Source organism: Nesterenkonia aethiopica (assembly GCF_039534665.1).
GTDB classification, from domain to species: domain Bacteria; phylum Actinomycetota; class Actinomycetes; order Actinomycetales; family Micrococcaceae; genus Nesterenkonia; species Nesterenkonia aethiopica.
In genome coordinates this window covers 140,340-152,909 of record NZ_BAAAVT010000003.1, presented here as the reverse complement: position 1 = coordinate 152,909, position 12,570 = coordinate 140,340, and the positions used below count along the sequence as shown (strand labels likewise).

At 69.4% G+C, this 12,570-nt stretch carries 10 protein-coding genes; 2 read left to right on the top strand and 8 right to left on the bottom strand.

The features are described 5' to 3' along the window. Positions 1 to 28: 28 nt before the first annotated feature. Positions 29 to 1,654 (bottom strand): hypothetical protein, encoded by a 1,626-nt coding sequence (locus ABD658_RS03085; RefSeq protein WP_344685012.1) that lies wholly within the window; start codon positions 1,652 to 1,654, stop codon positions 29 to 31. A gap of 163 nt (positions 1,655 to 1,817) precedes the next feature. Between ABD658_RS03085 and ABD658_RS03080 the strand changes: the two genes are divergently transcribed. Further along, the gene (locus ABD658_RS03080; RefSeq protein WP_344685014.1) at positions 1,818 to 2,720 is read left to right on the top strand and encodes an alpha/beta hydrolase fold domain-containing protein; all 903 of its coding nucleotides are present in this window, start codon (positions 1,818 to 1,820) and stop codon (positions 2,718 to 2,720) included. A 102-nt stretch (positions 2,721 to 2,822) separates the two neighbouring features. Next, positions 2,823 to 3,287: a DUF3817 domain-containing protein gene (locus ABD658_RS03075; protein ID WP_070162726.1), complete on the top strand. Its 465-nt coding sequence runs from the start codon at positions 2,823 to 2,825 to the stop codon at positions 3,285 to 3,287. Between the two features lie 134 nt (positions 3,288 to 3,421). On the opposite strand, the gene ABD658_RS03070 is transcribed toward ABD658_RS03075, so the two are convergent. From ABD658_RS03070 to ABD658_RS03040, 7 genes are all read right to left on the bottom strand, one after another. Continuing rightward, positions 3,422 to 5,935, bottom strand: a complete 2,514-nt coding sequence (locus ABD658_RS03070; protein ID WP_311025460.1) for an ATP-dependent Clp protease ATP-binding subunit — start codon at positions 5,933 to 5,935, stop codon at positions 3,422 to 3,424. Between the two features lie 144 nt (positions 5,936 to 6,079). Next, on the bottom strand, positions 6,080 to 7,219 hold the full coding sequence (locus ABD658_RS03065) for a Gfo/Idh/MocA family protein (protein WP_344685017.1): 1,140 nt from the start codon (positions 7,217 to 7,219) through the stop codon (positions 6,080 to 6,082). Next, on the bottom strand, positions 7,216 to 8,043 hold the full coding sequence (locus ABD658_RS03060) for a ThuA domain-containing protein (protein WP_344685020.1): 828 nt from the start codon (positions 8,041 to 8,043) through the stop codon (positions 7,216 to 7,218). The genes ABD658_RS03065 and ABD658_RS03060 overlap by 4 nt, the downstream gene beginning before the upstream one ends. Positions 8,044 to 8,100: 57 nt before the next feature. Continuing rightward, complete coding sequence (locus ABD658_RS03055; protein ID WP_344685022.1) at positions 8,101 to 8,913, bottom strand: carbohydrate ABC transporter permease; 813 nt, start codon at positions 8,911 to 8,913, stop codon at positions 8,101 to 8,103. Positions 8,914 to 8,920: 7 nt separating this feature from the next. Continuing rightward, positions 8,921 to 9,901, bottom strand: a complete 981-nt coding sequence (locus ABD658_RS03050) for a carbohydrate ABC transporter permease (protein WP_344685024.1) — start codon at positions 9,899 to 9,901, stop codon at positions 8,921 to 8,923. After that, positions 9,898 to 11,244, bottom strand: a complete 1,347-nt coding sequence (locus tag ABD658_RS03045; protein WP_344685026.1) for a sugar ABC transporter substrate-binding protein — start codon at positions 11,242 to 11,244, stop codon at positions 9,898 to 9,900. Before ABD658_RS03045 ends, ABD658_RS03050 begins: the two co-directional genes overlap by 4 nt. A 131-nt stretch (positions 11,245 to 11,375) precedes the next feature. Continuing rightward, positions 11,376 to 12,383, bottom strand: coding sequence for a LacI family DNA-binding transcriptional regulator (locus tag ABD658_RS03040; RefSeq protein ID WP_344685028.1), 1,008 nt, complete (start codon positions 12,381 to 12,383; stop codon positions 11,376 to 11,378). Positions 12,384 to 12,570 lie beyond the last annotated feature (187 nt).

Genomic DNA, 12,570 nt, shown 5'->3' with positions numbered 1-12,570 from the left:
CTGCGCCGCACATGACTGCCGCAGCTGCTCAGCGCACCAGGTGCGCCCCGTAGGCCGGGTCGGTGCGCATCTGCTCCAGCGTGCCCGCCAGCTTCCGCACGTCACGCTCCTGAAGCGTCTCCTCGCGGCCAATGAACACCCACAGGGTCAGACCCGCGACGGCGGCCCCGCCCAGGCAGACGCCCGCGAGCAGCCAGTCCTCCCGCTCGCCGGCCCAGAAGAGCCCCAGCACTCCCACGATCACGGCCACGCCGCTGAGGCACTTCCTCAGCAGACGTGGCCCCGTCCTCCAGGCGCTCACCAGAGAGGGAGACGTGGCCGGGCTGTCCCGCACAACCTCCAGCGGACGCAGCATCGGGTCATAGGCGGCCGCCCGATCCTCCCGCTCCTGCCGAGCATCAAGCTTCTGCGGATCTCCGGGTGCGGCGACCACCCGCTGCCACCAGTTCGTATGGCGCACCGCTGTCGCATGCCCTCCCGGGGTGTCCGCGGCGAGCTCCCGGATGGAGACCGCGCGCATCGCGCGGATCCTCCGGTCGTGGACCGCACCGAGCACCGGCAGGGCGACGCACAGGACCAGCAGCATCGCCAGGAACACCACCAGCAGCGGCTGCAGGAGCTGCTCCGCCTCGAGATGCGCAGCCAGATAGGCGACGCCCAGCGCAGCTGCGGCCAGCACACCGCTGATCACCGCGGCGCCCCGGACCCTGCGCTCGAGTCGACGCATCGGCTGGGCGGCGTCGTCGATCTGCTCCCCGATCCGACGCACCTCGGCCCCGTGCTGCGCCGCAACGCGGTGCTGTGCCCCACTGTCATCCGCCTCGGATGTCTGATCGGCTGAGTCCAGGAGCCGGACGTTCTCGATATAGGCCTCGGCGGCCTCTGGGGACATCATCGGAGAGAGGCTCACCGACCCGCGGCGCCACTGGCGGTCCAGCGGACCGCCGGTGGAACCACGCCGGAGCAGCGTGTGGACGTCCCGGCGCAGCTGAGCCAGACGCCACTCCTCCTGTCGCGGGTGAGTCAGGTCCGCGGCCGTGCCGTAGTCCTCCGGGTCCTCGTCCTGGTGTGCGACGACGGCAGGGTTGTCTCGGCTGGCATCGGCCTGCGCCAGGATGTCCGCATAGGCCCGCAGCTGGTGGGCCTCCATGCCGTCCGGCCCGGGCCCTGCGAGGTCCAGATCCACCGGCCCCATGGTGGTGGTGAGCGTGTGGCGCAGCGTCACATCGGCCGTCCGTTCCGCGGCGGGATCGTCGTCATCCGGCCGCTGCCCGAAGACGCCGAGGAGCCCGGCAGGGTCGTCCTGCATGGTCAGTGGGGACTCGTGAGAGTCTCCCCCGATGATCTGGTCGACCGGAATCTCGCGGCCCTCCACCAGGAGAGCTCCCCCGCCCGGGGCGACGGCGACCGACCTCTTCGTCTCACCGAGCAGCAGTCGGGCGCCGATACGCATGGCGAGCCCCAGGATGAGGGCGGCCAGCGGTGCGAGCAGCCAGAACCAGTCGAGGAGGAGCACGACGCCGGCGGCGGCCACCGCGACCGTCCAGCCGAGGACACGGGGCAGGTGCCGGACCATCGGGCCGGACCCACGGAGAAGTTCGACGGCGGCTGAGCCGCCGAGCTGCGACGGATGCTGAGGAGTGTGCTGAGTCATGACCAGGACACTGTACCGACGACCCCGGACGCTTCGCCCCGCCTGCCGCCAGGGTCGTCCGAGCCCAGAGCCGCCCCGGGCGAGGCACACGCTAGCATCGGTGACCGTGACAGATGCCTCGCCGACCGGCGCCCGCGCCCGAGCCCGGCAACCGCACCGACCCATGAGCCTCGCCGCACGGCTCATGCCGCTGGTGATGCGCGCCCGGCGGGCCAACCGGCACTACCGCACCCGCGAGCATGTGCTCCGACACCTGGAGGACCTGACCCAGCGCCCCCAGTCTGTGGACCCGCCCCTCCGCCGGCGGAAGGACATCAGGATCTCCGCGTGGAAGGACAAGGGCTGGCTGATCCACAGGATCACTCCGGAAGCCTCACCTCCTCGCGGCACCGTGCTGTACCTGCACGGCGGCGGCTGGGTCCATGAGGCGGCGCGGGCCCATTGGCGGTGGATTCAGCGTCTGGCCGCAGAGGCCCAGGTGCAGGTGCTCATGCCTGCCTACCCGTTGGTGCAGGCAGGCGGCACGGCGGCCACGGTGGTGCCGCGCGTCGCGGAGCTCGCCGCAGAAGCGGAACGGCCTCTGGTGCTCATGGGCGACTCTGCGGGGGGTTCCATCGCCCTGTCCGCCGCCCTGATGCTGGCGCAGCAGGAGCAGCCGGCGTCGCTGACCGCGCTGGTCTCCCCGGCCCTGGACCTGCGATTCAGCAACCCGGAGATCGACGCCCGCCAACCGGAGGACCCGTGGCTGGTCAAGAAGGGCCAGCTCGAACTCTCGGAGCGGTGGATCGGCGAGCACGGGGAGGACCCCCTCCTCAACCCCTTCCTCGGTGACCTGACAGGCATCGGTCCGATGCTGGTCTTCAGCGGCACCCGAGACATCCTCCACCCTGACACCCGGTTGTTCATGCAACGCGCCACAGACGACGGCGCCGACGTCGAGTACCACGAGGAGCCCGGCCACCTGCACGTCTACCCGCTGCTGCCGACCCCGGAGGGGAGGCGGGCACGGCGCAGGATGGTCGACGCCGTGCGGCAGGCGACGTCGAGCACCGCCCCGACACTCTGACCGCCGTTCCCAGCCGGACCCCGTACCATACGGTCGGGCGACCGGGCCCGCACCGGGGCCGTCGTCGTCATGTCCCGTTCATCCCAGACCCTCAGGAGAGGCGTGTTCCGCTCCCCCAAGATCTTCTTCCGCGTCCTGGCGATCGCCGAGGCGATCTCCTGGACCCTGCTCATCGGCGGCATGATCCTGCGCGCCACCCATGGCCTCGACGTCGCCGTGACCATCGGCGGCGGCATCCACGGCTTCGTGTTCCTCGCCTATGCCGCGACCGCGGTGATCGTGGCGAAGAACCAGCGCTGGAGCGCCGGCCCGGCCGCCACCGCCATCATCAGCGCGATCATCCCCTACGCCACCGTCCCGGTGGACATCTGGCTCAAGCGCAGCGGCCGACTGGACGGACCGTGGCGCCTCCACGCCGGCGAGGACCCGCGCGACCACAGCTGGCATGACCGGCTGCTGCGGGTGCTGCTGAACCGGCCGGCGCTGGTCGGCGGCGCGCTGGCGGTCGGCGTCGTCGTCGTGTTCGTCGGACTGCTGGTGGCGGGGCCGCCCGTACCGAAGGGCTGAGGCCCGGCCGCGAGCGGCCCGCGCGCAGTTGAGGTCCGCACGCCGGCACCGTCCACGCACGACAGCGGGGGCCGAGTTCCTGGGATGGAACTCGGCCCCCGCTGTCGTTCACCGGGAGTCCCGGCCGCGTCAGCTCAGCTCTCGATCGCGGCGGGTTCCTCGGTGCCTTCGATCTGCGGCGCCGGGGTCGTCCAGTCGAAGGTGAGCTCGCGGTCGTCGCCCTCACCCTTGAGCCCGATGGTGATCTCCGCGCCGTGCGGGATCTCGCCGTAGAGGATCTGCTCGGAGAGCTGGTCCTCGATCATGGACTGGATGGTCCGGCGCAGCGGGCGGGCGCCCATGGACGGGTCGTAGCCCTTCTCCGCGAGGAACTCGCGGGCCGGCTGGGTGACCTGCAAGGTCATGGACTGCTCGGCCAGGCGCTCCCGCAGGCGGTTGACGAACAGGTCCACGATCTTGACGATCTCGGCCCGGTCCAGCTGCGGGAACACGATGGTGTCGTCCACACGGTTCAGGAACTCGGGACGGAAGTGCTGGCGCAGCTCCTCGTTGACCTTGCCCTTCATCCGCTCATAGTTCGTGGCGGTGTCCGTCGAGGACTGGAACCCGGTCATCACACCCTTGGAGATGTCCTTGGTCCCCAGGTTGGTGGTCATGATGATGACCGTGTTCTTGAAGTCCACCATGCGGCCCTGCGAGTCGGTCAAGCGACCGTCCTCCAGGATCTGCAGCAGCGAGTTGAACAGGTCCGCGTGAGCCTTCTCCACCTCGTCGAACAGCACCACGGAGAACGGACGACGCCGGACCTTCTCGGTCAGCTGGCCGCCCTCCTCGTAGCCCACATAGCCGGGAGGTGCACCGAAGAGCCGGGAGACCGTGTGCTTCTCCGAGAACTCCGACATGTCCAGAGTGATGAGCGCGTCCTCGTCGCCGAAGAGGAACTCGGCCAGCGTCTTGGCCAGCTCCGTCTTGCCGACGCCGGTGGGGCCGGCGAAGATGAACGAGCCGGACGGCCGGTTCGGGTCCTTCAGCCCGGCGCGGGTGCGGCGGATCGCCCGGGACAGCGACCTGACCGCCTCGTCCTGACCGATGACCCGCTTGTGGAGCTCCTCCTCCATCCGCTTGAGGCGGTCGGACTCCTGCTCGGTGAGCTTGAACACCGGGATGCCGGTGGAGAAGGCCAGGACCTCGGCGATCAGATCGGCGTCGACCTCGGCGATCTCATCCATGGAGCCGGACTTCCAGGCATCCTCCTTCTGCTGGCGCTCGTCGACGAGCTTCTGCTCCTTGTCACGCAGCGCAGCGGCGCCCTCGAAGTCCTGGGCGTCGATGGCGGCTTCCTTCTCCCGCCGGACGTCCTCGATCTTCGCGTCGTACTCCTTCAGCTCCGGCGGCGCGGTCATCTTCTGGATGCGCAGCCGGGCGCCAGCCTCGTCGATCAGGTCGATCGCCTTGTCCGGGAGGAAGCGGTCGTTGATGTACCGGTGGCCCAGGGACGCGGCGGCCTCCAGGGCCTCCTCGGTGATGGACACCTTGTGGTGGGCCTCGTAGCGGTCGCGCAGCCCGCGCAGGATCTGCACGGTGACCTCCACCGAGGGCTCCTCCACCTGGATGGGCTGGAAGCGGCGCTCCAGGGCGGCGTCCTTCTCGATGTGCTTGCGGTACTCGTCCAGCGTGGTGGCACCGATGGTCTGAAGCTCACCGCGGGCCAGCATCGGCTTGAGGATGTTGGCGGCATCGATGGCGCCCTCGGCGGCTCCGGCCCCGACGAGGGTGTGGATCTCGTCGATGAACAGGATGATGTCGCCGCGGGTGCGGATCTCCTTGAGGACCTTCTTCAGGCGCTCCTCGAAGTCACCGCGGTACCGGGAGCCGGCCACCAGCGAGCCGAGGTCCAGCGTGTAGAGCTGCTTGTCACGCAGGATCTCCGGGACGTCGTTGTTCACGATCGCCTGGGCGAGACCCTCGACGACGGCGGTCTTGCCGACGCCGGGCTCACCGATGAGGACCGGGTTGTTCTTGGTGCGACGGGAGAGCACCTGCATCACGCGCTGCCGCTCGTAGTCACGGCCGACCACCGGGTCCAGGGCGGCCTCCCGCGCGGCGGCGGTGAGATTGCGGCCGAACTGGTCCAGCACCACGGAGCCGGAGGGCTGCCCTTCGGTGGCCCCCTGCCCGACGCCGGCGCCGGCCTTCTCCTGGCCACCGCCCTGGTAGCCGGACAGCAGCTGGATGACCTGCTGGCGCACCTTGTTCAGGTCGGCGTTGAGCTCCACGAGCACCTGGGCGGCGACGCCCTCGCCCTCGCGGATCAGGCCGAGCAGGATGTGCTCGGTGCCGATGTAGTTGTGGCCCAGCTGCAGGGCTTCGCGCAGCGAGAGCTCCAGTACCTTCTTGGCGCGCGGAGTGAAGGGGATGTGGCCGCTGGGCGCGTTCTGCCCGGGGCCGATCTTCTCCTGGACCTTCTCGCGGACCCCGCCCAGCGAGATGTCCAGAGACTCCAGGGCCTTGGCGGCGACGCCCTCACCCTCGTGGATGAGTCCGAGCAGGATGTGCTCGGTGCCGATGTAGTTGTGGTTGAGCATGCGGGCCTCTTCTTGGGCCAGCACAACCACTCGCCGTGCGCGGTCTGTGAATCTCTCGAACATGGCCAATGACACTCCTCGCGTTGATGCTCACTCTCGATGCTACGGGGGTGTGACCGCTTTGGGGCGCCTGTTCGCCACCGGGGAAAGTTCGGTCCGGGTCGGGCCCTTCCCGCGCGGATCGTCTCTCTGCACGGATCCGCCGCCTCACACCCTCGCCGGCGGTGCCAGCGCCTCGCGCACCGAGGGCCAGGCGGCCAGTCGTGCCCGGACATCGCCACGGGACTCGATGGCGAGCGCCTGCCGCCAGGCGTTGTCGAGCACCTCGTCGACCCGCACGCGCCCGCCGCGGGAGGCCGATTCGACGGCGGCCTCCACCATCGCCAGGCTCATGACGTTCTGGTGGACCTCGCCCATCGGCGCTGTGCCGCCCGGGCCGGCCTCCAGGGCGTCCAGGAACTCCACCAGCGCCCCGGCGATGCCCTCCCCCGGCGCGACGGCGCCATCGTCGGTGTCGGCGTCACCGAACGTGCCGCTGACTGCCTCCGGCGCGCGATCTGGGGCGTCCGCCACCGGCGCCTCCTCGCCGTCCCAGACGACTGTGCCGTGTTCGGCCGAGAGCCGCCACGACCCGTTCCAGGAGGTCTCCTGCCCCGGGCTGCACCAGCTGCCGGTGTAGACGAACCGGGAGCCGCCCTCCATCTGGAAGATCGCGCTGGCCGCGGCGTCGCCGTCATACCAGGACCACGGCGGGTTGAACTCCTCGCAGTACACGGACACCGGTTCGGCGTCGAGCAGGAACCGGGCGGTGTCGAAGGGGTGGATGGCCATGTCCACCAGCAGCGGGTGGACCATCCGCTCCCGGAAACCGCCGAAGCGCGGAGCTTTGAAGAACTCGGTCACCAGCGCCCCCGGCGCGCCCAGGCCGCGCGCCTGCGCACGGAGGGTGAACAGCTGCTGGTTGTACCGGCGCGACTGGCTCACCATGAACAGCTGTCCGGTGACCTCCGAGGCGGCGGCCAGGGACAGGGCGCGGGGCAACGTGTCGGCCACGGGCTTCTCCCCCAGCACTGGCAGCCCGGCCGTCAGCGCCGCCGTGGTGACCGGGTGGTGGGCGCGCGGGATCGTCACGTTCACCACCGCCTCGGCGCCCGCCTGCCCGGCGAGCGCGACGGCGTCGGCCCCCACGGGCACGTCCGGACGGCCCGCCTCGGCCAGGGCGGCGCGGGCGGCCTCCATGTCGAGGTCCACGACGCCGGCGAGCTCGGCCCGAGGCTCGTCCAGGATGGTCTGCAGCCAGGCCCGGCCCATTCCGCCGGCGCCGACGAGGATCAGCGGGGTGCTCATGCGCGCACCTCCTCAGCATCAGAGTCCATCGGACCGGCGTAGCCGTGCCCCGTGTAGAAGTCCTCGGTCTCATAGCGCAGCAGAGTCGGGGTGGTCCGCTCCGGCCTGTGGGTGACCGCCCATTGCACGGCATTGGAGATCACCCGGCGCACGCCCTCATGGAAGTACGTGGGGAAGTCCTGATCCCCGGGCCGGAAGTAGAAGATCCTCCCGTAGCCGCGGCGGTAGGTCATCCCGGAGCGGAACACCTCCCCGCCGGAGAACGTGGAGAGGAAGATCAGCTCGTCGGGGGCGGGGACGTCGAAGTGCTCCCCGTACATCTCGTCCTCGTCGATGATCATCGGATGCGGGATGCCCTGGGCGATCGGGTGGGTGGGGTCCACCGTCCAGATCAGCTCCCGATCATGCTCGGTGCGCCAGCGCAGCGTGCAGGTGGTGCCCATGAGCTTCATGAAGATCTTCGACCAGTGCCCGGAGTGCAGCACGACCAGCCCCATGCCCTCCAGCACGTGCCGGTGGACGCGCTCGACGACGTCGTCGGCCACCTCTCCGTGGGCGGCGTGACCCCACCAGACCAGCACGTCGGTCGCGGCGAGCGTCTCCTCGGTGAGGCCGTGCTCGGGGTCGTCGAGCGTGACCGTGCGGACCTCGGCGGTGTCACCGAGGTTGTGGCGGACGCCGTCGGCGATCGCCCCGTGCATCCCGTCCGGGTAGCGTGCGGCGACCTCGGGTTCGACCTGTTCGTGGCGGTTCTCGCCCCAGACGGTCACCCGGATCGGGCGGGCGAAGGCCAGAGAGGGGGCGGGCTGGTCAGCAGATGTCATCGGTCCATCCTTGTCGATTGTCAGGGTCAGGTGCGGCAGGTCGGGTGGCGGCGACGCTCATTTGACGGCTCCACCAGTGGCCCCGGCGGCGACGTACTTCTGCGCCACAGCTAGCAGCACCACTGCCGGCAACGACGCGAGCACCGCCGTCGCCATCATGGAGCTCCAGTCGTTCACATAGGCGCCCAGGTAGTTGTAGATGCCCAGCGTGACGGGGCGGACCTCCTCCGTGGTGGTGAGGGTGAGGGCGAAGAGAAAGTCACCCCAGGTGAACAGGAAGGTGAACAGCCCCGCGGTGATGATGGCGTTGCGGCTCACCGGAACCACCACGGACAGGAACGCGCGCACCGGTCCGGCGCCGTCCACGTGGGCAGCCTCCACCAACGCCGGCGGGAGTGAGCCCATCAGGGCACGGCAGATGAGGATCGCGAACGGGATCCCTGCCGTGGAGTCGGCCAGGATGAGTCCCGGGATCGAATTCAGCAGGCCGATCTCCGCGTACACGTTGTACAGGGCGTTGGCGATCACGATGCCGGGGATCATCTGGCTGATCAGCACGCCGAAGAGCAGGTAGTCCGCCCAGCGGATGCGGAACTGGACCAGAGCGTACGCCGCCGGGACTGCGACCGCCAGGGACAGCGCCACGCTGCCGACGGCGACCATCAGACTGGTCATCAGGTTTCCGCCCTGCTCCTCCAGCGCGGCCCGGTAGCCAGCGAGGTCCGGGTTCAGCGGCAGCCAGGCGGTGTCCACCGTGACACCGCCGGGCTGGAGCGAGGCGTTGACCATCCAGTAGATCGGGAACAGCAGGACGGCGATGACCACCAGTCCCAGGGCGGTGTTGAGCTTGGGGTGTCGGACCGTGTTCATGGGTACCTCACTCGTCGACGGGACGCCGGTTCAGGCGCAGATAGACGGCCGCGAACAGCAGGGAGATCAGGATCAGGATGTTGCTGACCGCCGCGCCCTGGCCGAAGTCGAACGTGGCGAAGGACAGCTGATAGGCCTGGGTGGCCAGCGTCTGCGTGGCGTTGGCCGGACCACCTTCGGTGAGCCCCAGGATGATGTCCAGGACCTTCAGCGTGTAGACCACGCCGAGCACCAGCACCACGGAGACCACGGGCCGCAGCATCGGCCACGTGATGTGCCGGAACGCCTGCCAGCGGCTGGTGCCGTCGATGGATCCCGCCTCGTAGAGCTCCTGCGGGATGGTCTGCAGACCGCCGTGCAGGATCACGGCGTTGAACGGGATGCCGATCCAGATGTTCACCATGATCACGGTGAACAGGGCCAGGCCGGTGGAGGACAGCCAGGGGATCCCGGACTCCACCAGCCCGGACCCGATGAGCACCCGGTTCAACGCACCGGCGTCGGTGTCGAGCAGCCATTTCCACACCGCGCTGGCCACGATGAGGGGGATCAGCCAGGGCAGCAGGATCAGGGAGCGCAGCGCCCCGGAGAGCGGGAACCGCCGACGGAAGAACAGTGCAAGCCCGAGGCCGCACAGGAACTGGCCCAGGATCGAGCCGACCGTGAAGATCACGGTGTTGGCCGCCGCGGTCCGGAACAGCGGGCTGGTCAGGACCTCGGTGTAGTTGGACCATCCGGCCCAGGGCGCCTCCCCGGTGAAGAAGGTGGTTATCGTGTAGTGCTGGAACCCCATGATGACGTTCTGGACCACCGGGTAGCCGAAGAACAGGAGCATGTAGAGCACGGCCGGACCGATGAACAGGGCCGTCACCAGCCGGCGGCGCCACGCACTGGCCCGGGCAGAGACCCTCGGCGCGGCGTGGCCTTCCCCGCGCTGACCGGGCGCGGTAGGTGGCGTCGTCGTCTCGTGGACGCTGGTGATGCTCATACGTACTCCTCCGCTCGGTGAAGTGCCTCGGCGGGGGTGGCCTGCCCGGAGACCGCCAGCTGCACGGCGGTGTAGAGCGCCGTGGCCGTGGTGGGCCAGTCCTCGCCCAGCTGGGCCGTGCGCGCCCGGGCGTCCGGAATGAGGTCGGTGAACGTGTCCATCTCCGGGCGCCGCCGGAGGAACTCTGCGGTCAGCCCCGGCCGGCCGGGGACGGTGAACCGCTGCTCGGCCATGGACAGCACGCTGGAGTCGGAGAGGAACTCGGTGAGCACCGCCGCGGCCAGCTCCTCCTTGTCACGATCACCGGTGGCGGGGACCGTCCAAGCCTCACCCCCCAGCGGGGCGACGGAGCGCTGGGCCGAGTCCCGCACCGGAAGCTCGACGATCTCGTAGTCCAGGTCCTCGAGGCCGGAGAGCTCCGGGAGCTGCCACGGCCCGTTGATCATCATCGCGGCGCGCCCGGCCACGAACTGATCCTTCACATCAGCCTGACCCCAGTTCAGCACCGACGACGACGCCGAACCCTCCTGGACGAGGTCGGACAGCAGACCGAGGGCCTCCGCCGCCTCCGGGGTGCCGATATGCCGCTCGTCCCCGCCGTTGGACCAGAAGAACGGCAGGAACTGCCAGGTGCCCTCGTAGGTGGCATTGCCGCAGAAGGCGATCCCATAGCGGGTCCCCTGGGTCAGGTCGGTCGCACAGCGGCGCAGCCCTTCCCAGGTGCGCGGATAGTCGAGCCCGGCATCCTCGAACATGGCAGTGCGGCAGAACAGGGCGATCGTGTTGACCGTCGGCACCACACCGTGGACCTGCCCGTCATAAGTGCCGGCGTCCAGCACGCCGTCGTGGTATCCCGCGGTGGGGATTCCGAGCTCGTCGAAGGAGCGCAGCGCCGTGGTGGCGGCGATCTGCTGCAGGTCCGGGTTGTCCAGCATGAGGATGTCCGGCAACGTGCCCGAGGATCCCTGCTGCAGCACGCGCTGGATGAGGGACTGGCCGGAGACCGCCACACGCTGGAGCTTCACCCCGACCGTGTCCGCGGCCTGCTGGAGCGCCTCGCCGATGATCCCGTAGTCCGGATCATTGGAGTACGAGTCCATCACCCGCAGGGTGTCCGCCGGGGTGCGCCCGGTGTCTCCGCAGGAGCTCAGCAGCGCCGCGGCCGGAGCGAAGATCCCGGCGGAGAGCAGGCTGCGCCGGGTGAGTCCCGACGACGCCGGGCGGGACGGCGTCAGGCCGGGTGACCGAAGCCCGAGCGCCTTCAGGCCGGCGCGCGGGCCACCGCGATGGCGGCTGGACCCGGCGCGGCCCTGCTGGGCGTGGTGGTGTGTTCGTCTGCTCATCGCGCATCACCTATCGATACGTATCGACAGTGAGTGCAGAACTGCTGGGTGCAGAACCATGGACTCTCCTTCGGATCACGGAACTCTGGACTGTCGGTGGGTCTGCGCTGCAGCACAGACCGCTATCTGGGTCAGGCCCTCCCGGTGGATGCCCGACGGACCAGCGTGGCGGGCACGATGTCGACGCCCTCCTGGGCCGGACAACCTGCATCGATCAGCGCGAACAGCCGTTCGGCCACCATCCGGGACACGTCTCGGGGCTGGGTGGAGACTGCGGTCAGCGGAACCACCTGCTCCTCGGCCTCCGCCTCGGTGCACAGAGCGACGACGTCGGCGTCCCTCCCGGGGACCAGTCCGCGCAGGGCGAGCGCGCGCATCCCGCCGGAGAGACCGGCCGTCATGATGATCCCCGTCCGGCCACCGTCGGGATGCAGACCCGCGTCGAGGACTGCAGCGAAGCCGTCGGCCGCCGGCGCCAGGTGCCAGTCGACAGGAAGCCTATGCGCCTCCGCCGCCCCCGTGACCCCTCGTGCGAAGCGACCGATGTAGTTGTAGTCCCGGCCCACCGAGTCGGCCCCCCAACCCAGGACGCTGAGGCGTGTGTTCCCCAGATCGGCGAGCTCCTCGACGAGGAGCCTCCCGGCGGCCTCGAAGTCGAAGTCCACGCAGGCCAGGCCGGTGGTGTCCTCCGGCACTCCGATGAAGATCACCGGGAAGTCGAGGGTGCGAGCCAGATCGGCACGCTGGTCCTGCGCAGTGACCTGCATGACCACCGCAGCATCGCATTGGCGCCCTCCGGTGATCCGACGCAGGCCTTCGATCCCCTCCTCCGCCGTGACGAGCAGCACGTCATAGTCGTGGACCCGGGCAGCCAGGACGAACTCTTCGACGAAGGCCATCAGCTGACCGGCGTCGTAGGCCGAGGCGAACGGCATGACGATCGCGATGGTGTTCGTCCGGCTGCCCGCCAGAGCGCGGGCCCCAGCATGCGGCTGATAGTTCAGCGCCGCCATCGCCTCCTCCACCCGCCGGAGCGTCTCAGCAGAGATGGACCGCTTCCCGGACATCACATAGGAGACCGTGCTCTGCGAGACGCCGGCCAGCCGTGCGACATCCTTGCTGGTCGGACCACGACCCACAGAACCACCTCCTTCTGCCGAGATTCTCCCGTCACGAGAAGTCGATGCGTATCGACGCTCGGGATACAGCCGTGACTCTAGTCACAGGATCTGGTGCTGGCAACCCCTCCTCTCGTCGCACGAGTCCGGCCGACCCCGTCGAGATCTTCAGACCCCACGCATATACGGGGGGCTCAAAAACCTTGGT